This window comes from Serratia sp. NPDC078593, assembly GCF_050268245.1.
In the GTDB taxonomy this organism is placed as follows: Bacteria; Pseudomonadota; Gammaproteobacteria; order Enterobacterales; family Enterobacteriaceae; genus JBNNGK01.
On record NZ_JBNNGK010000008.1, the window covers coordinates 160579 to 185704 of the forward strand.

The window sequence follows — 25126 nt, forward strand, 5'->3', positions numbered from 1 at the left end:
CGTGCGCTTCATTATTTCAGTGCGGCCAGCGCGGCGTCGTAGTTGGGTTCAGAGGTGATTTCATTAACCAGTTCGCTGTACAGAACATTGTCCTGACCATCCAGCACCACCACGGCGCGTGCGGTTAAGCCTGCCAAGGCACCATCGGCGATTTCTACACCGTATGCTTGTTTAAATTCAGCACCGCGCAGTGTAGACAGCATCACCACATTGCTCAGACCTTCTGCGCCGCAGAAACGAGATTGCGCAAACGGCAGATCGGAAGAAATGCACAGTACCACCGTGTTGTCTAATTCGCTGGCTAATTGATTGAACTTGCGCACCGATGCTGCACATACGCCGGTATCAATACTTGGGAAGATGTTTAGCACTTTACGTTTACCGGCGAAGCTGCTGAGTGTGACGTCTGATAAGTCTTTGGCAACCAGCGTGAAGGGTTTAGCCGAATCGCCAGCCTGTGGCAGTTGGCCCGCTACGGAAACTGGGTTGCTCTGAAAGTGTACTGTCTGAGTCATGACTTGGTTCCTTTTCAAAAGAGTTGATACAAAGGTATGCACCTAATTAAACGTCCGTTAAGAATTGCATAACATTAGGTTCACACCTTTTCGCCAGTTTATGTCAACAATTGGAGCTTGGATAGATAAAGTTGCTTAAGTCGTTGTATATAGTAGATGACCCTTGCGCACTGCGCTGGCTTAGTGCGTATTTCACTCAGGAGCCGTTATGAGAACTGTGCGTTTCTATTCGCAGACTTGGCCATTACACACCGCCTATGTTATTGCCCGGGGCAGCCGAACCGAAGCCAAGGTGATGGTGGTGGAGATTGAACAGCAAGGCGTATGCGGTATCGGTGAATGTACGCCATATCCACGCTACGGTGAAAGTGAACATTCTGTGAAGGCGCAACTCTTGGCAATGGCTGACGCGATTGAACGTGGCATTACCCGTGAACAGTTGCAACAGTTGCTGCCAGCCGGCGCCGCGCGTAATGCGCTAGATTCGGCGCTGTGGATGCTGGAGTGCCAACTGAGTAAGCAAAGCCTGTGGCAACGGTGCGGCGTCACTGCCCCGCACGCTATCGTGATGGCGCAAACCGTCAGCCTGGGTTCACCGGAGGCCATGGCGTTTGCGGCATTGGATTTGTACCGTAAAGGCGCAACGTTATTGAAGATCAAATTGGACGACCATCTGATCAGCGAGCGGTTGGTCGCGATACGTGGAGCCGTGCCAGAGGCAACACTGATTGTTGACGCCAATGAATCCTGGCATGCGGAAGGGTTAGCATCACGCTGTCAACTGCTGGCGGATTTGGGCGTAGCCATGCTTGAGCAGCCGCTGCCCGTAAATGATGACAGTGCGCTGGAAAATTTTATTCACCCACTGCCCATTTGTGCTGATGAAAGCTGCCACACATGCGCCGACCTTCCGGTGTTGGTCGGTCGTTATGACATGGTAAACATCAAATTGGATAAGACCGGTGGCCTGACGGAAGCGTTAGCGCTGGCGAACCAAGCGCGTGAGCACGGTTTTGCTATTATGCTGGGCTGTATGCTGTGTACCTCGCGCGCGATCAAGGCCGCGCTACCGCTGGCGCCACAAGCGCGCTTCATCGATCTTGATGGGCCCACTTGGCTGGCGCAGGACGTTGATGACGGGCTGGATTTCGCCTGTGGGCTCATCAAATTAGCGGTTGACGTATAACGACCGCGGGCGCGCTATCAATCAGCGTAAACTAACAGTGCCATCATGGCATCTAGGTATTTCTCTGTCGCGGCATCGGCTGAAATGGCAGGAAATTCGGCGGTAATACACGGCAGTGACAAATCGGCACACCAACTGCCGAACGAACCCGGCGTTTCATAACCGACGCTACTGACCAGCGGCAGTCTAAATTGATGAGCTAACCAGAACCCAAGATGCGAGCTTCCGGGATCTTCAATACAGGCGAGCGGCTCATGGAAAGAGACGACCCACTTCGGCTTCAGGCTGTGGATTAAGCGGCAAAGTGCTTGTGTTTCAGGCTCGGAGCCTGGTCGGCCGCCGGTTGAGAGTTTCACATCACGCGTTGGCGTGGCACTGTTCCAACGATAAACCGTGTCACCTGAACGCCAGTTCGCCGCGGGAAAATTGCGATTCAAGTCCACGCCGTTGGCATTGGCGCGCAGCCCGAGTTGGCAGCCGTCCGGGTTCATCGCCAGTACGACGTGATGACATTGCTGAGATGAGGGAAGGCTGCGTAATGCGCAAGATAGCGTCACCACGGCAGCATTTTCATCACCGTGCGTGCCCGCAATAATGAGCCCGGTATCCGGCCCGCTGTGCACTGCGGGGAAATAAAGCAGCGGCGCACCTAATAAAGATTTTCCGTAAATTTCGCCAGCCATGGCCAATTGGCCGCGTTCACTGCGTGGTCGCTGTTGGATCATGGTGTTATCCCGCTCTAATGCCCATTAAGTTAAGACGCATTGCTATTCTATTCAGTGTATTACGCTTTTAAGCCATTTTCCCAGCGCAATATTTCATCACTCGTGAAAGCTGTCGTCGTTATTTAACGGCGAACAACGGAAACTGCGCTGCGGTTAGTAACGTAGCTTGTTATACTCAAGACAGCGCTAAGCCGATAACCAATAAGGGGATTTACATGTCAATTGCCAGAATCGTTGCTCGTTATACCGAAAATACCCAGGACACTATTACGCTGCTGTGTGGCATCGATGGTGACAACCAAATCCGCCAAGGGGAATGGTTTGGCGTAGTGAAAAATGACGATGGACAGGGGGATGAGTCTAATTATCCGTTTACCCTGCATATTGATTATCAAAAAAAGGCGTTCTATCTCGATTATGGTTTTGATGAGGCGGATACACGTCAGCTGCAAGAGATTGATATCCAACAGCAACCGTTAGCGGAAAACGGGGTGTTTACTATTGTTGATGTCGAAGAAGGAGAAGAATACAGCTATAAGATCAGCAGTATTCATTTGTACGATTGAGCATTTCGCCCCTGACTATTGTCTGCGTTGGTCGCAGGCTTTACCGCCCAGTTTTTCAATCTCGTCGCCAACCGACGCTAGGGCGCGGAAATGATGTGCTATAAGATAAGTAATTCAGCTAGTTAACTGGGGATGATTGATGATGGCGAAAATAAAGACTCAACAGGTTTTTCGTGTGGCGCTGTGCGCCACGGTGATCCACCTGTGTTTTACTGCCTCCGCTGCGCAGCTGCCACCGGGCACGATCTTGGCAGAAAAACAGGAAATTGTTCGTCACATCAAAGATGAGCCCGCTTCGCTGGATCCGATTAAAGCAGTGGGGTTGCCCGAAGCGCAGGTCGCCCGCGACTTATTCGAGGGATTAGTCAATCAAGATGCACAAGGAAACGTGATCCCCGGTGTTGCCGCTTCTTGGAAAACGTCTAATAATCAGACCTATATTTTTACGTTGCGTAAAAACGCGCGGTGGTCAAACGGTGACGCTGTCACGGCGAGGGATTTTGTTTACAGCTGGCAGCGTTTAGTAGAGCCGAAAAATTTGTCGCCTTTCGCCTGGTTTGCTCAACTGGCGGGCATTCAAAATGCCGAAGAAATCATTGCAGGTAAACTGCCTGCTGACAAATTGGGCGTAACAGCGGTTGATGATCATACGTTGAAAGTACAACTGAATAAGCCCGTACCGTATTTCGTTAGCCTGACTGCCAATTTTAGCCTGTTCCCAGTACCGCAGGCTGTGGTGGAAAAATATGGTAACGACTGGACTAAAGTGGGGCATTTAGTCGGCAACGGCGCTTTTAAGCTGCAACAACGTGTCGTCAATGAAAAGCTGGTGTTGGCAGCTAATGAACACTATTGGGATCACGCGAAAACCGTATTGACTAAAGTGACGTTTGTACCGATTAACCAGGAATCTAACGCGACCAAACGTCACCTGGCAGGTGATATCGATATCACCGAATCATTCCCTAAAAACATGTATAAGAAGTTGTTGAAAGAGATACCTGAGCAGGTTTATACGCCGGATCAACTGGGTACCTATTACTACGCCTTCAATACCCAACGTGCGCCAACCAATGACGTGCGGGTTCGCAAGGCATTGTCTTATGCCATTGATCGAAAAATTATCGCAGAGAAAGTGTTGGGTACCGGAGAGAAACCGGCTTATCACTTCACGCCTGATGTTACCGCCGGCTTCAAACCGCAGAAAAGTCTATTACAGCAGCAGTCGCAACAAGAACTGGATGCACAAGCCAAGGCACTGATGCAAGCTGCGGGCTATGGCCCCGGTAAGCCGCTGAAGTTGACGCTGTTGTATAACACCTCGGAAAGTCATCAAAAGATCGCCATCGCCGTTGCATCAATGTGGAAGAAGAAGCTCGGCGTTGAGGTTAAATTACAGAATCAGGAATGGAAAACCTACATTGATAGCCGTAATACCGGTAATTTTGATGTCGTGCGAGCTTCGTGGGTAGGTGACTATAATGAGGCCTCAACTTTCTTGTCATTACTGGGCTCGCGCCATACCGGTAATATCGCTAAATTCCGCAGCGCCGATTACGATCGGGTTCTGGAGCAAGCAAGCCGCCAAACGAACTCGGTTGAACTGACTGCCGACTATAACAAAGCGGAACAGATCATTGCCGAGCAGGCTCCGATCGCCCCCATTTACCAGTACACCAATGGTCGATTGATTAAACCGTGGGTGAAAGGATACCCGATCACCAATCCAGAAGACGTGGCCTACAGCCAGAGCCTTTATATCATCAGACACTGATTGAAAAGCATTCTGCTAGGCTTACCGCGAATAAACGATGAAGAGGATAGGCAATGGATGTTATCGCTGGCAATGCGCTGCAAGTTTCTGACGCGGTCTACGCATTTAAGCTGGACGGTAAGGGCGGCGTAACGCCCATTGATCACGACGATCGGATCACCTGCGACATTCCGTGTTGGCTTCATCTAGATTACGCGCATTCCGCCAGCGCACATTGGTTGGCAAGTACGCCGCTGTTACCAGACTCAGTCCGCGAAGCCCTCTCGGGGGAGAGTACGCGGCCGCGCGTGACGCGACAGGGCGACGGTACGATGATTACGCTACGAGGTATTAATTTCAACACCAATGCGCGCCCAGATCAGTTGGTCACCTTTCGCGTTTACATCACCGACAAAATGATTGTCTCAACCCGTCATCGCAAAGTGTATTCGATCGATGAAGTGGTAAACGATTTGCAAAGTGGTGTCGGGCCAACCAACAGTGGTAGCTGGCTGGTCGATGTTTCCGATGGGCTGACCGACCACGCCAGTGAGTTTATCGAAGATTTGCACGATAAGATTATCGATCTGGAAGATGCGTTGTTGGAGCAACAAATTCCAGAACGCGGCCAACTGGCGTTGATCCGTAAACAATTGATTGTATTACGCCGCTATATGGCTCCCCAGCGCGATGTATTTTCTCGTCTGGCCAGTGAGCGCCTGCCGTGGATGAGTGATGACGATCGTAGACGGATGCAGGATATCGCCGATCGCCTTGGCCGTGGTCTTGATGATTTGGACGGTAGTATTGCGCGTACGGCTATTTTGTCCGATGAAATAACGACGGTGATGGCAGAGGCGATGAATCGGCGTACGTATACCATGTCCTTGTTGGCGATGGTGTTCTTACCCACGACATTCCTCACGGGATTGTTTGGTGTGAACTTGGGGGGGATTCCCGGGGGGAGTGAGCCGCTCGGCTTTGCGGCGTTCTGTATCATGCTGGTTTTACTGGTACTCGGCGTGGCTTGGTGGCTTAAACGTCGTCGCTGGCTATAACGCGTTGATTATCGTTGCCAATAGACAGCTAAAAGTGATGAAAACCCGGATAATATTGAGCGACATCAACATTTGCTGAGAGAAAGTGCGGCATCATCTCTCTTGCAGGTGAATGCAACGTCAAGCGATGGGCGTTGCGCTCCATAATTGTCTTACTTTCTTATTTTTAGCATTACTGCATAGCATATTTGCTTCATACAGTGCCGGTTTAGATACCGGCATTTTTTTTACCTATCGTTAGCCATTAACGGTTTATGCGGCAGATTCATCCCAGAAACTGGCCTCTATTTTATTCCCGTCAAGATCGCGTACAAAACAGCCATAATATTGTTCACCATAATGTGGACGAGAACCGGGCGCGCCCTCATCCTGAGCACCCGCTGCCAGCGCCTGTTGATAAAACGCATCAACCTGCTTTTTGCTGGTGGCAAAAAAACCGACGTGGATGCCGTTGCCCATGCTGGCAGGCTGGCCGTCAATCGGCGTTTGCAGCCAAAACTCAGGATAGTCGCGGCCATAGCCGATAGCGCCAGAATGCTCCAATACGCGGCGGCAATCCAGCGCACCGAGAACGCAATCGTAAAAATCTGCAGCCTTGGAAAAATTATTGGTTCCCACAGAGACATGGGACAAACACGGGGTGATATTCATCAGTAAGCTCCATTAACTGTACAAATAAACAGTATAGAATAAATTCGGCGCTGTCAGGTTTTTTTTGCTGGAATTGTGATCGGGATAGAAAAGCATTCAGCGGGCGGTGAACCCATCGGCCGGATAACCGATGGGATGGGGTAATTATTTGATTTCTAAGACATCTAAACGTTGTGGTGTGGCGATTCCATCATCAGATTCTTCTGGTTGCCAGCCGACGGGACGTAACGGAATCTCTTCGCGATCGAAGGCTAAGTCACCACCGTCAATGACGTCACTATCATGATGAATACTCTTAAAATCAAACAATTCAGTATCACACAAATGTGAAGGAACCACATTTTGCATAGCGCTGAACATGGTCTCAATGCGACCAGGATAGCGCTTATCCCAATCACGCAGCATTTCACCAATCACCTGGCGTTGCAGGTTAGGCTGCGAACCACATAGGTTGCAAGGAATAATCGGGTATTCTTTGGCAATGGCGAAACGCTCAATGTCTTTCTCGCGGCAGTAAGCCAGTGGACGAATGACCACGTGCTTGCCATCATCACTCATCAGCTTCGGTGGCATGCCTTTCATCTTGCCACCGTAGAACATATTGAGGAACAACGTTTGCAGAATGTCGTCGCGGTGATGACCCAGTGCGATTTTGGTCGCACCCAGCTCTGTCGCGGTACGGTACAGGATACCGCGGCGCAGGCGTGAACACAGAGAGCAGGTTGTTTTACCTTCCGGTATTTTCTCTTTCACGATGCCATAGGTATTTTCTTCGACAATCTTGTATTCCACGCCCAAGCTTTCAAGATAAGCGGGAAGAATGTGCTCAGGGAACCCCGGTTGTTTTTGATCGAGGTTAACCGCGATCAATGAGAAGTTGATCGGCGCACTTTGTTGAAGATTGCGTAGAATCTCCAACATGGTGTAGCTGTCTTTACCGCCAGACAGGCAAACCATGATGCGGTCGCCTTCTTCTATCATATTAAAATCGGCAATGGCTTCACCTACGTTACGGCGAAGCCTTTTTTGCAACTTGTTGAGGTTATACTGTTCTTTTTGGCTAACTGATTGTTTTTCTGACATTTTACTGGTTCTCAAATCTCAAAAGGGGCAATGTTGGGGCAAAATACTTGATAGAGCAAGTTGGGTGTTGAGCGTGTTTATCTGCTCAGTATTGGGTTTTGCGATCCCTGTTACGCGAATTGCATACACCATTTGCGCGTTATCATGCCCCATTTGGTTTGCGATAATGCGCCCGGTAACGACCAGTACGCAAAAGTATGCCGCGTATGGTACGGATTACGACGACGAATGCCAGCGCGTTTTACTGTCCATGCTATCTGATGTTAATCGACGATAAACAATAGTACGGTTTTTACTCTATCTGATTTAAACATCCATGGATTCCCCCCGATTCGATAGCTTATCGTTGAACTGCGTCACTCATCTATGTACAGATTCGCAATCTGTAGATGCCGTAATAGTGTCACGGTTCAGTAAATCATCATTCAGAAAAAAAGGGGGCGTGCAAAGCGCCGAATGATAGTTTTCTCCGGCCGTTTGCCAGTTGAACAAAAGGTGAGCTTATCGAATTAACTGAACAAACAGTAGACAACAAACGCTCTGCTTGGTCTTTCACCCATGACGGAGGACGTTTCGGTCATGGGCGAGGTGCTTGTTAAACCGCTATATCGTTACCTAATGTATTGACATCTATCAGCTTAAAGTCCTTATCCATTACCTTAATCGCGTTTTCGCACGGTGCGTTGCTGAGGAAATCGCAGTGTTCTTTGATGTGTTTATCGCTGATGCGAATCCACTGCGAAAAAATAGCCACGAAATCAAAGCCTGAACGAAATTCTGATACGATGTTCCGTTGCGTGTCATCGTAACGTGTTATCAGGAAAGGCGGCATAAATGCCTGTCGGTTTAGATCGTCATGTTCCATATACGCATCATCCATCCCTTTATTGAACTGACCTAGACCGTGATCGGCAAAGTAGAGCATTGACCACTTAGCGCCGATGTCAGTAGCATCGCGGGTTATTTGCTCCAACATGCGGTCGGTGTTTTTGATGCTCTGTATATAGCAGGAGAAATCTTTAGATTTATAGAATTCATCGTACTCCCCATTCGTTCTGGCGCATGATTCAGGATGTGAACCAATCAAATGAACAACGATTAGTTTTTTCTGCGACTTATCATTTAACGCCTCTTTAATTGAAGGCATTAGCGCGTGGTCAGGATAATAATGATGGTCGTTTGAATCCCCGCTCTTGATAAAATAACTCACATCTGCCTGCCGTCCAATATCGGCTACGGGTCCATCATAGGTGCCGAATCTTCCCTGATTTGAAAGCCAAAACGTTTTGTATCCTGCCTTTTTAGCCAGCCTGATGATGCTGTTGTTATATTCGATACCTTCACTGCTGCGCGGGTAGAATGAGGCCGTCAGTGATGGCACCGTTGCAAAGCTTGGCGAGTAGTAGTTATTAAAGAAGATCCCATTAGCTCTCGAAAGAAATGGCGTATTGTTGCGCCCATACCCGTAGGCGTGCATATAGTCTCGGCGAACACTCTCGCCAACCACCATGATGTAGGTATCGTATTTACCGCCGCGATCAACGGGGTTCCACTCGTCCTGAGTGGCGAGCAAGTGTGCACTCATTTTTTCCTGCTCAGTGATTAATTTATAGGGTTTATAAATATCAGTGGTAAAACGCACTGGGGAGAAATTAAATGCGCGATATGATAAGGCATTTCCTTCCATATATGATATTGCAGGATTAAAAGAAACGATAACAACGGCGGTGAGCATCATAAATGAAACTGCGCGACTTTTAAGTCTACTAATACCGCCAGATACCGCGATGCAGGTGAATCCTAGAACGATAATCAAGAGTGAAAGAATGATGCTTGATACTGGGATAAGCCGGATAAATTCTAGGCATTCCGATACGCTGGTATAACGCGCGGCGGCTACGGTATTCACCGACGGGGGGCCATATTTTACAGCAGTAGGAAGATAGGCTGCGGAAATAATGCTTAAAATAAAAACGATAACACTGCCGGCAACACGTGAAGCCCGAAATGCAAGCATCACCAGTATCGCCAAGGCGATGACGTAGCCAGGTCTGATCGCGTACCCATAAGAAAAATTCAGCAGTATTGACCAAAAAATAAAAGCAATAAAAATAATTACGTTTTTATGTTGTTTCATCCGTGACTATTCTTTGTGTGTGGAGTGATAAAATAAGAATTAATTTTATCACTTTTCCTATTCCAATTTGATAAACAATCATAAAACCAGGTGGTTAACGCTGTGCATTTAGTGTTCAAATAAAGGTGGCGGCATCGTCTGACACAAAGATAACGAGAGAGTCGGGGATTCATGCAGTGAATTGAGAGGAGAGGTTGGGCGAAACGGTCGCCGGTACAGGTGCGAGTCGCTACTTATCGATTAACGGTCGTGGCAAACCCGCGTTATGCCAGACCCGATGGGTTTCGCTACTCTGTTGTGGAGTCAGCTGTTTTACCCGCCAACAAGCGCAAGAAATCGTATTTTTCTTTCAGCTCTTTTTCTGCTGCTTGATATAACGCGCTGGCAACCTCTGGCTGCTGGCTATTCAGCCGTCGGAAACGTTGCTCATTGAGCAGCGTGGCGCTCAGCTCACTATTCGGCGGCCGCGAATCTAGCGACAATGCCATTTGTCCTTGCTGAGTGCGGCGGGGGGCAAAGCGATATAGCGGCCAGAAGCCCGTTGCGCCCTTAGCGAGATTTGTGCCACGTACACATAGCCATACATCATCATACTGTTGCCAAGATTTTTACATCTGTCGTCATCATTTAGCGGTACCTTTTGGCTCAAAGATCTGCAAAAACACAGTGTTGCAGCAATAATTAAAGTCTAGCAGAGCCAATTTGGCGTTCTTTATCGTAATTGTGTGACAGGAGGGCGTTTCATTAATCGCAGTTGTAAGTTCATATTTCTTCCAACAAAGTTGCGTTATCGTAGGGAAAACGCGTGCAAGTTTAACGATAATTTAATTGTTTACCGCCATACTGGTAGTTGGGTTTACTGTTAATAGAAGAGTTATTTAATGACAGGATTTATGTATTTAACCGTGGCGATTATTGCCGAAGTCATTGCAACAACCATGTTGAAAGCCTCTGAGGGCTTTACCCGTTTGTGGCCGTCGTTGCTGGTGGTTTTGGGTTATGGCGTGGCATTTTGGGGGCTATCGATGGTAGTTAAGACCATGCCACTCGGGATCGTCTATGCAATATGGTCTGGTATGGGGATTGTACTGGTGTCAATTGCTGCCGTCTTTGTCTATAACCAAAAACTCGACTGGCCGGCGATTATTGGGATGGTGTTAATCATTACCGGCGTGTTAGTCATTAATTTATTATCAAAAACCAGCGCACACTGAGTGCTATTCTATCTGGTGCTCAGCGGCAATTGGATCACCGAATGTCCAAACTGTGAACGCCGCTGACTGCCATTATTTGTTGGTAAATATCGGCGACTTGCCTTTTTGGTGACAGTGTAACTTCCATTGAGAGCTCGCAACGCTCCATTTCCCCATCACGCTGAGTCACCGAAAGCTGTGCCGGGCGAATACGCATTTTCTGCAATGCTAATAATACGGTGGGTACGCTGTGCGGCGTTAATTGCAATACCATAAAGTGATGATGGCCAATGAGCCGATTACTTAATTGGCGGAAAACCTCCAGTACAACTAAGGTCATCATAGTGCCGTAAATACCGATTTCATATAATCCACTGCCGATGACTAAACCAATCGCTGCCGTTACCCATAAACCTGCTGCGGTGGTCAAACCTTTCACCACTTGCTTTTGAATCATGATCGTACCGGCACCGAGGAAGCCCATACCGCTGACTACTTGCGCGGCAACGCGGCTTGGATCTAACCCAACGTGGGGCTGATTCAGTAAATCGTCAAACCCGTATTTGGAGACGATCATGAACATAGCGCTGCCGATACCCACCAAAATATGCGTCCGCAGTCCGGCTTCTTTTGCTCGAAGTTGTCGCTCGATACCGATCAAACCGCCTAATGCCCCGGCAAGTGCAATTCGCAGAAGTAAGTCACTAATCATAAATAATTCCCTATATCGATAATCAACGCTCGGTCAGTGTAAAAAATTCAAAATAACTGCTGATGTATATTCTCATTGTTTGATTAACAGGCTAGATTAAACAAGTTTGCTTAAATAATAGTTATACCAATAGGTAAAAAGACACATTCTTGTTATTTACCGCAGCGTGATACCCGGCTCAGGAGAAAAACAATGGCAAGGCAAAAAGGGTGGCTGGTTTGCACCGTGATGATGCTGGCTGCATGCAGCAGTAATCATGAAGAACCACAACAGCAAGGAACTAGCGCCAAAATTAATCACTTACCGACCAGCGCACACTGTGCCAGCGTAGGTGGAATCACAACCATTGCGCACACGTTAAACGGCGAAGCAGTCAGAATGTGCCAAATGCCAAATGGTAAACAGTGTGAAGAGTGGGCATTAGGCCAAGGGGCCTGTGCTGACGCCAGTTAATGGAATCCCAGGCCACGTAGCAGCCTGGGGAGGCTATTAGTATACCCAGTCTTTCAGGGTGTAAATCAGGGTATGGTTACCGTCGCTCAGCGTTAACTGCTGTTGTTGCAGGCTAACCTTGGCACCATTGTGTAACACTGAGCCAATGATTTGATCCCATTGGTTACGCTGCGGATCGCTACACATCATGCGCGTTGTCGCCAGACCTTTCACGGTCAGTACGCCGTTATCCAACTGACCATTACCGAAGAAACGGTTGCACATAGAGCCGGAAACATGCAGCTTTTCGCCAAACTCAATACTCGGCCCTTTTCCTTGCTGGGCATTGGCGGCTATGCCGTCCACACTTTGCAGCACAAAGTTGTGATGTATCAGGTCGCTTTCACTTACCTTGTTATTCACGGGTTTATTTTGGCTCATACCACATCCTGCTAACAGCATGGTGGCTAATGCCACCGAAAGTAATTTCTTCATTTTATCTCCATCGTTAATTGTGTAACTGATTGACACAAGGAGCGTTGCGCAACAGTTGGTCGATATTATTCAGCGTCGTTTGCGAAATGCTGGTCAACGCTTCTTCGGTCAGGAAAGCCTGATGTCCGGTAAATAGTACGTTATGGCAGGCTGACAAGCGGCGGAAAATATCGTCCTGAATGACGTCGTTAGATTTGTCTTCGAAAAACAGGTCGCGCTCGTTTTCGTAGACGTCCATGCCCAACGCGCCGATTTTTTGCTGTTTCAGCGCATCAATGGCGGCAGAGGAGTCGATCAAGCCGCCGCGACTGGTGTTAATCACCATGACGCCATCTTTCATCATTGAAAATGCTTCGGCGTTAAGCAGATGATGGTTTTCGGGAGTGAGTGGACAGTGCAGGGTAATGACATCTGATTGCGCGTACAGTGTTTTCAAATCGACATATTCTGCGCCTAACGCTAGAGCCTGATCGCTGGGGTATGGATCGTACGCCAGTAGTTTCATGCCGAAGCCCTTAAGAATACGCATCGTTGCCACGCCAATCTTACCGGTACCAATTATCCCCGCAGTGCGGTTATGCATATTAAAACCGATCAGTCCTTCTAGCGAGAAGTTGGCATCGCGGGTGCGTTGATAGGCTCGATGAATACGGCGATTTAAGCACATCATTAAGCCTACTGCGTGTTCCGCGACGGCCTCCGGCGAGTAAGCAGGGACGCGTACCACTTTGATACCCAATGCCTTCGCCGCGTCCAAATCGACATTATTGAAACCGGCACAGCGCAACGCCAGGATTTCAACGCCCAGCGCGGCCAGTTCTTCCAGAACTTCACGGCTGCCATCGTCATTGACGAAGATGCATACGGCTTTGCACCCCGCGGCCGTTTTGGCGGTTTTTTTACTGAGCAGAAAATCAAAAAACTCAAGCTCATAACCAAACTGTTGGTTCACCAGTTCTAGATATTTGCGGTCATACTGTTTAGTGCTGTATATCGCCAGTTTCATTAGGGTTTCTCCAGCGTAATTTTGCCCCGATTTTAACCGATTTTGCTAATATTGACAATTACTTAGCGTCTAACATGGTGGGGGTAATGCGTAAGCAACCTGATGCGGCAATGTTTCCTGCTTACCTGCTAAGCATAGATAACAATTCAGATGCTCAATAACCGAGCTATAGCGAGGCGTCACCGTGCGAATCCTAATGCGTGGGCATAACGGCGTGAATCAAATTGGGAATTGACCGCAAGGGACAAAAAAATCCCCACGCGAGGTGGGGAAATGGCTTCTTCACATATACCCAGCATAGCAAGACTGGAGGTATACAGCGTGCTTATTATAATCATTTCAAAACTAATAATTTTATTGAGTAATCACAATAGTAAAATTCTGAAATAGTGACGATTCCGTCGTCTAATATGTAAGCAAACCCTACAAGAGCGGAATAAACGTCGGTGAAAAATGCTCAAACAGTTGCAGTACGCTATATGCGACTTCACGCTGGTTTAAAATCATGACATCATAATTTCCCTTTCTGGCATAGACTTAACGCATCCTCGCATGTGCCTAACTCAGGAATGAAACAATCATTTAATGACTAAGCGATTGAAAGTCTTCATAGGGATTGTGATCTGTATCGTGATCCTACTATTGATCTTATGGCAAACGCTGCCGCGTTGGTTGCCTCGCATTGTGGCGCAGTGGCTACCGCAGGGCAGCGAACTGGTAATGAAAGGCCCTTTGCGTTGGCGGCAAGGTGGTTTGTATATCGAAGGGGTACAATATCGCGCCCAGTCGTGTCTGTTGGCAGACAGCGGGCCAACACGTTTGCGCTATAGCGCCGGACGTTGGCAATTGCGCAGTGACCAGCTCACTGTTGATACCGCCTGTTTATCTAAATTGCCAACCAGCGATGGCCGTGGTGCACCGTTAATGCTGGATAAATTGCAACAACAGTTACCGCAGTTTGATGTGGACATTAATGAGTTTACGCTCATTCCATGGCAGCGCTATGCGGGGAAATTGCAATTGAACACTACGGTTAACGGCCAACAATTGCGTTACCACGGCAAAAATCTTCATATCGAAGCGTTGCTGGATGAAAAACAGCAGATGACGTTGCAAAACCTGACCGTCTTGCCCCCCAACGGCGCGCACCCTTTACATCTGAGCGGAAACCTCGCTATTCCTCTCGATTTAGCCAGTCAACCGCCGCACGGAGCGTTACAAGGTGAAATACAGACTGGCTATTTGGAACGCCCGTTGCTGATGGATGTGCGTTGGGAGCAGCGTCAGGGCGTGGTAACACTGAAAGAAAAGGGCGATGAGCAACCTTTGGCGACGCTGCCGTGGTCCATTGAGCCTCATCGAATCAGCATTGATAAAGGCCAGTGGCGCTGGCCCTATATTGATCAACCCCTCAGCGGCGGTATTAATGTTGCCTTGCGTGACTGGAATAAAGGATTTGATGAAACGCAGATCAGTGCGCGGCTGAATGTGATTACTGCCGGGCATAACGGTAAAGGCAATGCGGTGTTGACACTTGGCCCAGGCAAAGTTGGGCTGACGTAAAGCGATCTGGGGTTTCAACTGACCGGTCAGGCTAATTTGTCCGACTACTCATTGACAGCATCAATCCCAGGCATTATCAGCGGCTCAATCCTCAATCCCACTTTCGTGCTGCAACCCGGATCGCTGCTACGCGCCTGGGGCAACGTGACACCGGAGCTTAAACTGCAAGAAATGCGTTTGCCTTTGGCCGGAGTAAAGGTGACTGCTGCCGGTATCAGTGGACGTTTGCAAGCTATTATCCGCGCCAGCGATCGCTATTGGGGGCAGGCAAAACTTCACCTCGATGGCAAAGCGCAAGATTTTTGGCCTGACACAGGCCGTTGGCAATGGCGTTATTGGGGCAATGGCAGCCTGCCACCGTTACAGGCCACTTGGGATGCCAACGGCAGCGGCAGTTGGCAGGGCTCCAATGTGATCCTCGACCGTTTTTCTACCGGTTTTGATCGGCTGAAATATGGCAAGGTGAAAGTTGATGCACCCCGTTTGACGCTGAATAAACCGCTTCGTTGGCAACGTGATGAAGGTGATGCGGCTTTTAACGGCGATGTGCAGTTGGTCGCTAATAAAATCAGTTTTACCGACGGCGGGCATCTGCCACCTTCCCAGCTTAATCTGCAACTTAACGGACGCGACCCTAATGATTTTCAGTGGCAGGGTAAACTTCAGGCACAAGATATTGGGCCGATAGCCCTACGAGGGCGCTGGGATGGCGAGCGATTGCGCGGGGAAGGCTGGTGGCCGAAACAGCCATTGACGGTGTTCCAACCATTAATATCGCCGGATTTGAACATTAATTTGCGCGAAGGTGCGTTTTACGCCCAGGCGGCATTTTCCGCCGCACGCGATCAGGGGTTCGAAGCAGGTGGTCACTGGGTAGTGAAAAATGGTGGTATGTGGCTGAAAGACGGTGAGTTAAGCGGGTTGGATTTTGTTATGTCCTACCGTTTGAAAAATCATTTATGGCAGTTGGGTGTTAAACAACCGGTTTCGCTGCGCATCAAATCGCTCAATAATTTGTTTGAAATGCGAAATATTAGCGCTGATTTGCAAGGAACGTATCCGTACAGTGAACGTTTGCCGCTGACGCTCAGTAACGTCGGTGTAGAGATGCTCAACGGGCGTATCAGTCTCTCGGCGTTACGCTTCCCACAACATGATGCTGCGGTACTGAAGCTGGACAATATCGACCTCAGCGCCTTATTTACCGCGCTTAAGCCGAAGCAATTCGCGATGTCAGGCCGGATTGACGGTGAATTACCGCTGTATCTGAATCATCCGCAGTGGTTAGTGCATGATGGCTGGATAGCCAACGCCGGTATGCTGACGCTTCGATTAGACAAGGATATGGCGGACGCGATCGCGAGTAATAATTTGGCAACCGGTGCGATTATGGATTGGTTGCGCTATATGGAGATTAATCGTTCGCAGGCGCGGGTCGATCTCGACAATTTGGGTGAGCTAAGGTTGCAAGCCAGGATCGATGGTGTAAACCCGCAGAAAAATGCCAAACGCGAAGTTATTCTGAACTATAACCATCAGGAAAACGTGTTTCAGCTATGGCGCAGCCTGCGCTTTGGCGACAATTTACAGGAGTGGCTCGAGCAAGCCCTCGCAGAACCTGGGGAACAACCATGAAAATCTTCACCTGGCCATTTTTGGCCTCTGCGGTAACGACGCTGTTACTGAGTGGATGTGTGCCGCGCATTGAAGTGGCGACGCCGAAAGATCCCATCACCATCAACATGAACGTCAAAATTGAACATGAAATACACATCAAAGTGGACAAAGACGTTGAAAACATGCTGAAAAACCGCAGCGATCTGTTTTAGGAGCCAATAAAATGAAAAAACATTATAAGTGGTTAATTGGCATCGGGTGGCTATTCAGTAGCGCAGTGATGGCGCTGTCGTTGGATGACGCAAAAGCTCAAGGGAGAGTGGGGGAAACCTTGAGTGGTTATGTGGCGCCACTTAAACAGGATAAGGAAACGCTGGAACTGGTTAAACGCATTAATGCCGGGCGAGCCGAGCAATATCAGCAGGTCGCCGATAAAAATCATGTCTCGACTAATGAAGTCGCGCGTCTGACAGGGCAAAAGTTGGTGGGGCGTGCTAAATCGGGTGAATATGTACGTGGTATTAATGGTCAGTGGTTAAAAAAATAGTTTGAAAGGTATCGCGGTTGCCGCAATCACACGCAGGGAACCGGATTTCTGTTTTGAATCGCGGGGGCAAAAATGCCCCCGGATGTTGCATTAGGCGGCAACGACCTGAGCCAATAGGGCTTGGGCGTCTTCTTGTGCCTTGGTCGCCACCTCTGGGCCGTATGCGATGCCTTCAGCAAACACAAATTCGACGTCGGTGATACCAATGAAGCCCAGGAACAGCCGCAGGTAAGGTTCTACCAAATCGGTTGGCGTACCTTTGTGGATACCGCCACGGCTGGTCAAAATGATAGCGCGCTTGCCTTTCACTAAACCTTCTGAACCGTTTTCAGTGTAACGGAAGGTCACACCGGCACGGGCTATCAGATCAAAATAGTTCTTCAACTGGGTCGGAATGTTGAAGTTGTACATTGGCGCAGCCATGACAATGGTGTCATGAGCCTGCAACTCAGCGATCAGCTCGTCAGACAATGCCAACGCGTCTTGTTGACGTGGCGTCAGTGGCGCTTCAGAAGGGCGTAGTGCACCTACCAGCTCACCATCTAATACTGGGATAGGGTTAGCGGCTAAGTCACGCACGGTGATAGTGTCGTCGCCGTGAGTCTGGCTCCACTGTTCGACAAAGAAATCGGCCAGTTTATTAGATTGAGAATAGGTCGCTAAGATGCTTGATTTAAGTACCAGTACTTTGCTCATTGTTCATTCCTCATTATACCCTTGTGTTTCATCGTGCTATTGAACGTTAAACGGGTACAGGGTTGTAGAAATAAGGACTCAGCGTCCCTTGCATGGAATACACTGTAGGCATCTTTGGTTCGCTGTGATAGCGGAATATTTCGAGATGTTCGTTCGATTATATTGAACAAGTCGCAGCAGCGTCATCAGAAGGGTATGGGGAAAAAACGGCGTGTGATACCCTGTGCACCGACAGCAAACATGAGCTAAAACCATTCTAAACCGCCGTCGGCAGCGTGTCCGGCGGCGATGAAACAAGGAATATCGAAAGTGAAATCCCCTTTCGCGGCACTGTCATCCCAACTGGATGATCTGATGCTCCGTGACCAACAACGCCTCCGACGTCGGTTGCAGGGCGCACGAAAAGTCAAGAGCCCCGATGCCCAGCAGGCGGTTGCCTTAGAGATTGAAAACGACATTGCCGTGGCATGGCAAAAGGTGCAAACGCGAGCGGCCTCGTGCCCCAAAATCACCTATCCGCCGAGTTTGCCGGTCAGCCAGAAAAAACAGGACATTCTTAAGGCAATCCGCGACCATCAGGTGGTGATCGTCGCCGGTGAAACCGGTTCGGGTAAAACCACCCAGTTGCCAAAAATATGTTTGGAGTTGGGGCGAGGGGTTAAAGGGCTGATCGGCCACACGCAACCGCGCCGTCTTGCCGCACGTACCGTTGCCAATCGTATCGCTGATGAGTTGGACACCCCGTTGGGCGGCAGCGTAGGGTACAAAGTGCGCTTCAACGATCAGGTTGGCGAAAACTCGCTGGTTAAGCTGATGACTGACGGCATTCTGCTGGCGGAAATCCAGCAAGATCGCTTGTTAATGCAGTACGACACGCTGATTATCGATGAGGCGCATGAGCGTAGCCTGAACATCGACTTCATCCTTGGCTACCTGCGCGAACTGCTGCCGAAACGCCCGGATTTGAAGGTGATCATTACTTCGGCGACCATTGATCCGCAGCGATTTTCGCGCCATTTCAATAATGCGCCAATTATCGAAGTCTCTGGTCGGACGTATCCGGTCGAGGTGCGTTATCGCCCGGTGGTTGATGATGCCGATGACACCGAACGCGATCAGCTGCAGGCGATTTTCGACGCGGTGGATGAACTGGGCCGTGAAGGGCCGGGTGATATTCTGATCTTTATGAGCGGCGAGCGCGAAATTCGCGACACGGCCGATGCGCTCAACAAGCTTAACTTACCGCACACTGAGGTATTACCGCTGTACGCGCGCTTGTCGAACAGCGAGCAGAACCGGGTATTTCAGTCGCATCATGGCCGCCGTATTGTGCTGGCGACCAACGTCGCAGAAACCTCGCTTACCGTGCCCGGTATCAAATACGTTATCGATCCCGGAACGGCGCGCATTAGCCGTTACAGCTTTCGGACTAAGGTGCAACGTTTACCGATCGAACCGGTATCACAGGCGTCGGCGAATCAACGTAAAGGGCGCTGTGGACGCGTATCTGAAGGTATTTGCATTCGCTTGTATTCAGAGCAGGACTTTATGTCACGTCCTGAGTTTACTGATCCAGAGATTTTGCGCACTAATCTGGCCTCGGTAATCCTGCAGATGACCTCGCTCGGCCTGGGCGATATTGCCGCATTCCCATTTGTTGAAGCGCCGGATAAACGCAATATTCAAGACGGCGTACGGCTGTTGGAAGAGCTTGGCGCGATTAACACCCTGGCGTCGGGGCATTACCAACTGACTGCGCAGGGGCGTCAATTAGCACAATTGCCCATCGATCCGCGCTTGGCGCGGATGGTGCTGGAAGCGCGTAACAGCGGCAGCGTGCGGGAAGTCATGATCATTACTGCCGCATTATCGATTCAGGATCCGCGCGAACGGCCAATGGATAAACAGCAGGCGTCTGATGAAAAACATCGTCGCTTTGCTGATAAAGACTCCGATTTCATGGCGTTCGTTAACCTGTGGGATTACCTGCAAGCGCAGCAAAAAGCGCTGTCGTCCAGCCAGTTTCGACGGCTGTGCCGCACCGATTTCCTGAACTATCTGCGGGTACGTGAATGGCAGGATATTTACACCCAATTACGTCAGGTCGTGAAAGAGTTGGGTTTGCCGATTAACAGCGAACCCTCAGATGTGCGTAGTGTCCATGTTGCGTTGCTCACCGGCCTGCTATCGCACGTGGGTCAGAAAGATACGGATAAACAGGAATATACCGGCGCACGCAATGCCCGATTCTCGATTTTCCCTGGTTCCGGTTTGTTCAAGAAACCGCCTAAATGGGTCATGGTGGCGGAACTGGTGGAAACCAGCCGGCTTTGGGGGCGAATTGCTGCACGTATTGAGCCGGAGTGGATTGAACCGCTGGCTCAACATTTAGTGAAACATCACTACAGCGAACCGCATTGGTCAAAATCACAGGGCGCGGTGATGGCCAGTGAGAAAGTGACGCTATTTGGCTTACCCATTGTCGCTGCGCGGCTGGTAAATTACAGCACCATCGATCCGCTCCTGTGCCGGGAGCTGTTTATCCGCCACGCATTAGTGGAGGGCGACTGGCAAACGCGTCACGCGTTCTTTAGCGACAATCTCAAGCTGCGAGCCGAGGTGGAAGAGCTAGAGCATAAATCCCGTCGGCGCGACATTCTTGTGGATGACGATACCTTGTTCAGCTTTTATGACCGGCATATTCCGTCGGATGTGGTGTCATCACGCCATTTCGATAAATGGTGGAAGCAGGCTTCCCGGCAGCAGCCGGATTTGCTCATTTTCGCCAAGGAAATGTTGATCAAGGAAGGCGCGAATCAAGTTAGTGCGCTGGATTACCCCAACGTTTGGCATCAAGGCAACATTAAACTGCGTTTGACCTATCAGTTCGAACCGGGCACTGATGCGGACGGGGTGACGGTGCATATTCCGCTGCCGATTCTCAACCAGATTGAGGCGTCCGGTTTCGAGTGGCAGATCCCAGGAATTCGGCGCGAGTTGATTATCGCGTTAATTAAATCCCTGCCTAAACCGATTCGTCGAAACTTTGTGCCCGCGCCGAATTATGCCGAAGCGTTTCTGGGGCGGGCTACGCCATTGGAGATGCCGCTGTTGGATTCACTGGAACGTGAACTACGCCGCATGACCGGCGTGACGGTGTCACGTGACGATTGGCAATGGGATCAGGTTCCTGAGCATCTGAAAATGACGTTCCGCATGGTCGGTGAGAAACACCAGACGTTGCGTGAAGGCAAAGATTTGATGGCGTTAAAAGGCCAACTGAAAGAGAAAGTTCAGGAAACCTTGTCCGCAGTGGCAGATGATGGCTTGGAGCAAAGCAATCTGCATATTTGGAGCTTTGGCAAATTGCCGGAATTCTATGAGCAGAAGCGGGGCGGTTATTCTGTCAAAGCCTATCCGGCTCTGGTCGATGAGAAAGATAGCGTAGCCATTCGTTTATTTGACAGTGAGCAGGAACAACAACAGGCAATGTGGCGCGGAACACGCCGCTTGTTGTTGTTGAACATCCCATCACCCATCAAATATTTGCACGAAAAGCTCCCCAACAAAGCCAAGCTGGGGTTGTATTTTAACCCTTACGGCAAGGTGCTGGACTTGATAGACGACTGCATTTCTTGTGGCATCGACAAGCTGATTGCGCAATACGGCGGGCCGGTGTGGCAGGAACAGGCGTTCACGCAGTTGCAAGAACGTATTCGCGCTGAACTGAATGACACCGTGGTCGAGGTCGCCAAACAGGTAGAGCAGATCCTGACTACGGTGTTCGCTATCAATAAGCGCCTCAAAGGGCGGGTAGATATGTCGCTAGCGCTGGCGCTATCAGATATTAAAACCCAACTGGGTGGGCTAATTTATCGTGGCTTCGTTACGGAAAACGGTTGGAAGCGGTTACCGGACACGCTGCGTTATCTGCAAGCGATAGAACGGCGATTAGAGAAGCTGGCGGTCGATCCGCATCGCGATCGGGCGCAGATGTTGCGTGTTGAGCATGTGCAACAGGTGTGGCAGCAATGGCTAAACAAACTGCCACCGACTCGTCGCGAGAATGAAGACGTCAAAGAAGTGCGCTGGATGATAGAAGAGTTGCGCGTTAGCCTGTTTGCGCAGCAGTTAGGCACGCCTTACCCTATTTCCGATAAGCGCATTTTGCAGACCATTGAGCAATTATCGTCATAAACAACGTTGCGTTCGGCACAGGCTCCGCTAATACGGAGCCCGTGCTATTTAGTTGCTGCCAGTGTCGTTAAATGGTCATAAATGGCGGTTATGGCCAAAGCCCGGTTGTCGGCGCGATAACGATCTTTCGCTGCGGGTGCCGAGCTTTGAATGGCTATCAGCCGCCAGCCGTCAGCGGTTTTCAACAGTAATGGCGAGCCGCTGTCACCCGGTAAAGTATCGCATTGGTGCGATATTACGCCTTGCTGCGCCCAGCCTGTCACTTGACAGTTTTGGTGGCTATAGAGGGAATCCAGATGGTCTTCTGGATAACCGGCTTGGGTAATCCGTCGCTTCGCCTGTTTCATTTCCCGCGTAAGGGCTTTGCTATCGCCGTGCCATAAGGGTAACGGCTTGATAGGTAAAGGTTGGGTATCCTGTAACCGAATGAGCGCAAAATCCAAGGCGGCGGCAGAAGGGGGCACGATCCACCCGTCACCCTCTGGTTTGAGTTTTTTACCCAGGCGTTTATCGACCAGCGTTTCGAGATTGTCGAGCTGGTAAGCCCATCCATTAGGTTGAGAAATAAAGCGCAGCGCGATTGCTTTATCCAATACCCCTGGGGGGGATAGCACGCAATGGCCCGCGGTGAGCGCCAGATGTGGTGAAATCAAGGTAGCGGTACACAGATTACCGCTGGCGGTTTCCACTTGGCCAATGGCTTGCCAAGGCCAACCTTGCGTTTCACTGACCTTGATGCGCTCATCTTTGCCAAAAAACAAACGCGTTTGTTCCGACTGAGATTCATCATAAGGGTTATCAGCCCGAACTGAACAGGTCAATGTAAGTGGAAATGAGCACAACAACAACAGAACGGATTTGTGCATAGATCTTTTGCCTGACAAATACTGAGCATCCATAAACTCACCGAATGTTCACTATAGACTTAAATCGTGGTTATTGGGATAAATCTTAATTGATTTCCCAGTCAATTTTGCCATTGGTGGTAGAGGGCTACAGATAACACATCGTGGCAACCAGCCCACAAACGATCAAAACCCCTAGGATAATTTCGAACAAATAACGTTGCCGCACCGATAGCATCCTCACTAAAAACAGGCCAAAACGATGTTGTCATGTTCAGCTCGCCGTTAGGTTATTGGGACGCTTGCCGGCTTCGCTAACGGGTTATGCCATCATAAATGAAGGTGATGAGGCTTACCGTGAGGGATTGGTTTCGGCGTGTAACGTTAGGTACGCGCCGGTTGTTGGCTCAGTTTAATAACGATAGCGTGTATATACCCGGCACATTACAGTCGATGCCATGTTGCTCGCTGCTATTTTAGTTACAACATATAATTTAAGGTGACAATTCAATTATCTGTAACTCCTGCACTCATCTATCACTACACTGCGCTATGTCGCCATCTAAGCTGAGCAGGATAGGGATGGCGCGATAGTCCGCGCCATCCCTCACTATTATTTACAAATAACGGTTTTCCAAATGCTGACGGAAATAGCGCGGATTGAGCGCCTCTCCGGTTGCGTTGGCGATTAGCGTTTCGGTTGAGAAACGGCTGCCGTGGCGCCATATGTTTTGCTGCAACCAGTGGAACAACGCGCTAAGGTCACCCCGGGCGATATCTTCAGTGAGTGATGGCAGTGCGGTGCGGATTTGGGCAAACAGTTGAGCCGCATACATCGCCCCTAGGGTGTAGGTTGGGAAGTAACCGAATGCACCATCAGTCCAATGAATGTCTTGCATACACCCATTGCGGTAATCGCCGGTAGTATCAATGCCGAGATATTGCTGCATTTTTGCATTCCATAGCGCTGGAATATCGTCAACCTCAATGTCACCTTCGATTAACGCTTTCTCGATCTCGTAACGTAAAATGACATGCGCAGGATAGCTGACCTCATCGGCATCAACGCGGATTAAGCCCGGTTTAACACGTTGATTGAGGAGGATGAAGTTATTCTCCGCCAATGCCGGTTGTTCACCGAATTGTGCAATGATCAGCGGACGCAAAATCTTCAGAAACTCATCACTTCGCGCCAGTTGCATTTCGAACAATAAACTTTGCGATTCATGAATCGCGGTGGAACGCGCTTGTGCAACGGGTTGCCCCAGCCATTTGCGCGGTAGATTTTGCTCATAACGGGCGTGACCGGTTTCATGCACTATGCCCAATAACGCCGTCAAAAATTCGTTATCGTTATAACGCGTTGTAATGCGCACATCTTCTGGAACGCCCCCGCAAAATGGATGCGCGCTGACGTCCACACGGCCAGAGTCAAAGTTAAAGCCAAGCAGTTTCATTACGCTCAAACTGAGCTTACGTTGTGTCTCCACATCGAAGGGGCCTTGCGGCATTACGCAGGGTTGTTGTGCTTGCTTCTCGACAACCTTTTGTAATAAATCGGGCAGCCAAGTTTTCAAATCTCCGAAGATCTGATCAAGCTGGTTGCTACACATACCCGGTTCGAAAAGGTTGAGCAACGCATCATAGCGGCTATTGCCTGCGGCCTGTGCTCTTATTTCTGCCTCTTCGCGGCTGAGCTTGACCACTTCGCGCAGGTTGTCTGAAAAACCCTCCCAGTCATTGGCTGGCCGTTGTGAACGCCAGGCGTGTTCACAACGCGCACCGGCCAATGATTTAGCCTCCACCAGTTGTTCCGGCACTAATACTGCATTGTCGTAATGACGGCGCATTTCTAGCAGGTTAGCGCGTTCGTCATCGTCCAACGATTCCTGTTGCGCACGGTCGAGTAATTGGCCTGTTTTATCGGCGGTCAATATTTGGTGCTGCAACACGCTTAACTCCGCTAAGGCTTCAGAGCGTGCTTTGCTGCCGCCCGGCGGCATCATGGTTTGCATGTCCCATCCGGCGATGGCAGAGAGATGGCCGAATCGCGATAGGCGGGTGAACAGGGTACATAATTCGTGGTAAGCAGATGAAGAAGGTGTAGACATGATATCTTGGCTCCATGATTAACAATTCGCTTAACGGC

The 25126-nt window shown here is 49.7% G+C and carries 20 protein-coding genes and 3 pseudogenes; 10 read left to right on the plus strand and 13 right to left on the minus strand.

Going from position 1 to position 25126, the window contains the following annotated elements:
- Positions 1–11 precede the first annotated feature (11 nt).
- Positions 12–515 (minus strand): thiol peroxidase, encoded by a 504-nt coding sequence (gene tpx, locus ACQKDS_RS11375; RefSeq protein ID WP_399670191.1) that lies wholly within the window; start codon positions 513–515, stop codon positions 12–14.
- A gap of 208 nt (positions 516–723) precedes the next feature.
- On the opposite strand from tpx, the gene ycjG reads away from it, so the two are divergent.
- The gene (gene ycjG / locus ACQKDS_RS11380) at positions 724–1701 is read left to right on the plus strand and encodes an L-Ala-D/L-Glu epimerase (protein ID WP_399670194.1); all 978 of its coding nucleotides are present in this window, start codon (positions 724–726) and stop codon (positions 1699–1701) included.
- Positions 1702–1718: 17 nt separating this feature from the next.
- Here the strand turns inward: ycjG and mpaA are convergent, their stop codons facing one another.
- Positions 1719–2426: a murein tripeptide amidase MpaA gene (mpaA, locus tag ACQKDS_RS11385; protein WP_399670197.1), complete on the minus strand. Its 708-nt coding sequence runs from the start codon at positions 2424–2426 to the stop codon at positions 1719–1721.
- 215 nt (positions 2427–2641) lie between these two features.
- Between mpaA and ACQKDS_RS11390 the strand changes: the two genes are divergently transcribed.
- From ACQKDS_RS11390 to zntB, 3 genes are all read left to right on the plus strand, one after another.
- Positions 2642–2992: a hypothetical protein gene (locus ACQKDS_RS11390; protein ID WP_399670200.1), complete on the plus strand. Its 351-nt coding sequence runs from the start codon at positions 2642–2644 to the stop codon at positions 2990–2992.
- Between the two features lie 142 nt (positions 2993–3134).
- Complete coding sequence (locus tag ACQKDS_RS11395) at positions 3135–4766, plus strand: peptide ABC transporter substrate-binding protein (protein WP_399670295.1); 1632 nt, start codon at positions 3135–3137, stop codon at positions 4764–4766.
- 53 nt (positions 4767–4819) lie between these two features.
- Entirely contained in the window at positions 4820–5803 is a 984-nt protein-coding gene (gene zntB / locus ACQKDS_RS11400) for a zinc transporter ZntB (protein ID WP_399670204.1), read from the plus strand.
- Between the two features lie 252 nt (positions 5804–6055).
- Here the strand turns inward: zntB and ACQKDS_RS11405 are convergent, their stop codons facing one another.
- The 5 genes and pseudogenes from ACQKDS_RS11405 to ACQKDS_RS11425 all read right to left on the minus strand — a co-directional run.
- Positions 6056–6454, minus strand: a complete 399-nt coding sequence (locus ACQKDS_RS11405; protein ID WP_399670207.1) for a VOC family protein — start codon at positions 6452–6454, stop codon at positions 6056–6058.
- 144 nt (positions 6455–6598) lie between these two features.
- On the minus strand, positions 6599–7537 hold the full coding sequence (gene ttcA, locus ACQKDS_RS11410) for a tRNA 2-thiocytidine(32) synthetase TtcA (RefSeq protein ID WP_399670210.1): 939 nt from the start codon (positions 7535–7537) through the stop codon (positions 6599–6601).
- An 18-nt stretch (positions 7538–7555) separates the two neighbouring features.
- Positions 7556–7829: pseudogene (locus ACQKDS_RS11415) on the minus strand (integrase); the annotation flags it as partial.
- Between the two features lie 303 nt (positions 7830–8132).
- Positions 8133–9674: a phosphoethanolamine transferase gene (locus ACQKDS_RS11420; RefSeq protein WP_399670213.1), complete on the minus strand. Its 1542-nt coding sequence runs from the start codon at positions 9672–9674 to the stop codon at positions 8133–8135.
- A 287-nt stretch (positions 9675–9961) separates the two neighbouring features.
- A pseudogene (locus ACQKDS_RS11425) lies at positions 9962–10284 on the minus strand (hypothetical protein); the annotation flags it as partial.
- Positions 10285–10555: 271 nt separating this feature from the next.
- On the opposite strand from ACQKDS_RS11425, the gene ACQKDS_RS11430 reads away from it, so the two are divergent.
- Positions 10556–10888 (plus strand): DMT family transporter, encoded by a 333-nt coding sequence (locus ACQKDS_RS11430; RefSeq protein WP_399670216.1) that lies wholly within the window; start codon positions 10556–10558, stop codon positions 10886–10888.
- A gap of 34 nt (positions 10889–10922) precedes the next feature.
- Here the strand turns inward: ACQKDS_RS11430 and ACQKDS_RS11435 are convergent, their stop codons facing one another.
- The gene (locus tag ACQKDS_RS11435; protein WP_399670219.1) at positions 10923–11579 is read right to left on the minus strand and encodes an MgtC/SapB family protein; all 657 of its coding nucleotides are present in this window, start codon (positions 11577–11579) and stop codon (positions 10923–10925) included.
- 192 nt (positions 11580–11771) lie between these two features.
- Between ACQKDS_RS11435 and ACQKDS_RS11440 the strand changes: the two genes are divergently transcribed.
- A complete protein-coding gene (locus ACQKDS_RS11440) occupies positions 11772–12032 on the plus strand; it encodes a DUF333 domain-containing protein (RefSeq protein WP_399670222.1) in 261 nt (86 codons plus the stop codon).
- Between the two features lie 36 nt (positions 12033–12068).
- On the opposite strand, the gene hslJ is transcribed toward ACQKDS_RS11440, so the two are convergent.
- Both hslJ and ACQKDS_RS11450 read right to left on the minus strand, forming a co-directional pair.
- Positions 12069–12506: a heat shock protein HslJ gene (gene hslJ, locus ACQKDS_RS11445; protein ID WP_399670225.1), complete on the minus strand. Its 438-nt coding sequence runs from the start codon at positions 12504–12506 to the stop codon at positions 12069–12071.
- A 13-nt stretch (positions 12507–12519) separates the two neighbouring features.
- Positions 12520–13512 (minus strand): 2-hydroxyacid dehydrogenase, encoded by a 993-nt coding sequence (locus tag ACQKDS_RS11450; protein WP_399670228.1) that lies wholly within the window; start codon positions 13510–13512, stop codon positions 12520–12522.
- A 585-nt stretch (positions 13513–14097) separates the two neighbouring features.
- Here ACQKDS_RS11450 and ACQKDS_RS11455 point away from each other — a divergent pair.
- The 3 genes and pseudogenes from ACQKDS_RS11455 to ACQKDS_RS11465 all read left to right on the plus strand — a co-directional run bounded on the left by ACQKDS_RS11455 (position 14098) and on the right by ACQKDS_RS11465 (position 17239).
- Positions 14098–16710 (plus strand): annotated as a pseudogene (locus ACQKDS_RS11455) (YdbH family protein).
- The gene (locus tag ACQKDS_RS11460) at positions 16707–16904 is read left to right on the plus strand and encodes a YnbE family lipoprotein (protein WP_399670231.1); all 198 of its coding nucleotides are present in this window, start codon (positions 16707–16709) and stop codon (positions 16902–16904) included. The pseudogene ACQKDS_RS11455 and the gene ACQKDS_RS11460 overlap by 4 nt, the downstream one beginning before the upstream one ends.
- 11 nt (positions 16905–16915) lie before the next feature.
- Positions 16916–17239 carry a YdbL family protein gene (locus ACQKDS_RS11465; RefSeq protein ID WP_399670234.1) on the plus strand — a complete coding sequence of 108 codons (324 nt, stop codon included), beginning with the start codon at positions 16916–16918 and terminating at the stop codon, positions 17237–17239.
- Between the two features lie 90 nt (positions 17240–17329).
- Here ACQKDS_RS11465 and azoR read toward each other — a convergent pair whose 3' ends face one another.
- On the minus strand, positions 17330–17935 hold the full coding sequence (gene azoR / locus ACQKDS_RS11470) for an FMN-dependent NADH-azoreductase (protein WP_399670236.1): 606 nt from the start codon (positions 17933–17935) through the stop codon (positions 17330–17332).
- A gap of 309 nt (positions 17936–18244) precedes the next feature.
- On the opposite strand from azoR, the gene hrpA reads away from it, so the two are divergent.
- On the plus strand, positions 18245–22132 hold the full coding sequence (gene hrpA / locus ACQKDS_RS11475) for an ATP-dependent RNA helicase HrpA (protein WP_399670239.1): 3888 nt from the start codon (positions 18245–18247) through the stop codon (positions 22130–22132).
- 44 nt (positions 22133–22176) lie between these two features.
- Here the strand turns inward: hrpA and ACQKDS_RS11480 are convergent, their stop codons facing one another.
- The gene (locus ACQKDS_RS11480; protein ID WP_399670242.1) at positions 22177–22998 is read right to left on the minus strand and encodes a trypsin-like serine peptidase; all 822 of its coding nucleotides are present in this window, start codon (positions 22996–22998) and stop codon (positions 22177–22179) included.
- A 596-nt stretch (positions 22999–23594) separates the two neighbouring features.
- The gene (locus ACQKDS_RS11485; protein ID WP_399670245.1) at positions 23595–25088 is read right to left on the minus strand and encodes a carboxypeptidase M32; all 1494 of its coding nucleotides are present in this window, start codon (positions 25086–25088) and stop codon (positions 23595–23597) included.
- Positions 25089–25126: the final 38 nt, after the last annotated feature.

What these genes read in the sequence shown, in the direction of transcription:
- tpx (WP_399670191.1), bottom strand. Translation starts at nt 515, where the DNA reads ATGACTCAGACAGTACACTTTCAGAGCAACCCAGTTTCCGTAGCGGGC.
- ycjG (WP_399670194.1), top strand. Translation starts at nt 724, where the DNA reads ATGAGAACTGTGCGTTTCTATTCGCAGACTTGGCCATTACACACCGCC.
- mpaA (WP_399670197.1), bottom strand. Translation starts at nt 2,426, where the DNA reads ATGATCCAACAGCGACCACGCAGTGAACGCGGCCAATTGGCCATGGCT.
- ACQKDS_RS11390 (WP_399670200.1), top strand. Translation starts at nt 2,642, where the DNA reads ATGTCAATTGCCAGAATCGTTGCTCGTTATACCGAAAATACCCAGGAC.
- ACQKDS_RS11395 (WP_399670295.1), top strand. Translation starts at nt 3,135, where the DNA reads ATGGCGAAAATAAAGACTCAACAGGTTTTTCGTGTGGCGCTGTGCGCC.
- zntB (WP_399670204.1), top strand. Translation starts at nt 4,820, where the DNA reads ATGGATGTTATCGCTGGCAATGCGCTGCAAGTTTCTGACGCGGTCTAC.
- ACQKDS_RS11405 (WP_399670207.1), bottom strand. Translation starts at nt 6,454, where the DNA reads ATGAATATCACCCCGTGTTTGTCCCATGTCTCTGTGGGAACCAATAAT.
- ttcA (WP_399670210.1), bottom strand. Translation starts at nt 7,537, where the DNA reads ATGTCAGAAAAACAATCAGTTAGCCAAAAAGAACAGTATAACCTCAAC.
- ACQKDS_RS11420 (WP_399670213.1), bottom strand. Translation starts at nt 9,674, where the DNA reads ATGAAACAACATAAAAACGTAATTATTTTTATTGCTTTTATTTTTTGG.
- ACQKDS_RS11430 (WP_399670216.1), top strand. Translation starts at nt 10,556, where the DNA reads ATGACAGGATTTATGTATTTAACCGTGGCGATTATTGCCGAAGTCATT.
- ACQKDS_RS11435 (WP_399670219.1), bottom strand. Translation starts at nt 11,579, where the DNA reads ATGATTAGTGACTTACTTCTGCGAATTGCACTTGCCGGGGCATTAGGC.
- ACQKDS_RS11440 (WP_399670222.1), top strand. Translation starts at nt 11,772, where the DNA reads ATGGCAAGGCAAAAAGGGTGGCTGGTTTGCACCGTGATGATGCTGGCT.
- hslJ (WP_399670225.1), bottom strand. Translation starts at nt 12,506, where the DNA reads ATGAAGAAATTACTTTCGGTGGCATTAGCCACCATGCTGTTAGCAGGA.
- ACQKDS_RS11450 (WP_399670228.1), bottom strand. Translation starts at nt 13,512, where the DNA reads ATGAAACTGGCGATATACAGCACTAAACAGTATGACCGCAAATATCTA.
- ACQKDS_RS11460 (WP_399670231.1), top strand. Translation starts at nt 16,707, where the DNA reads ATGAAAATCTTCACCTGGCCATTTTTGGCCTCTGCGGTAACGACGCTG.
- ACQKDS_RS11465 (WP_399670234.1), top strand. Translation starts at nt 16,916, where the DNA reads ATGAAAAAACATTATAAGTGGTTAATTGGCATCGGGTGGCTATTCAGT.
- azoR (WP_399670236.1), bottom strand. Translation starts at nt 17,935, where the DNA reads ATGAGCAAAGTACTGGTACTTAAATCAAGCATCTTAGCGACCTATTCT.
- ACQKDS_RS11480 (WP_399670242.1), bottom strand. Translation starts at nt 22,998, where the DNA reads ATGCACAAATCCGTTCTGTTGTTGTTGTGCTCATTTCCACTTACATTG.
- ACQKDS_RS11485 (WP_399670245.1), bottom strand. Translation starts at nt 25,088, where the DNA reads ATGTCTACACCTTCTTCATCTGCTTACCACGAATTATGTACCCTGTTC.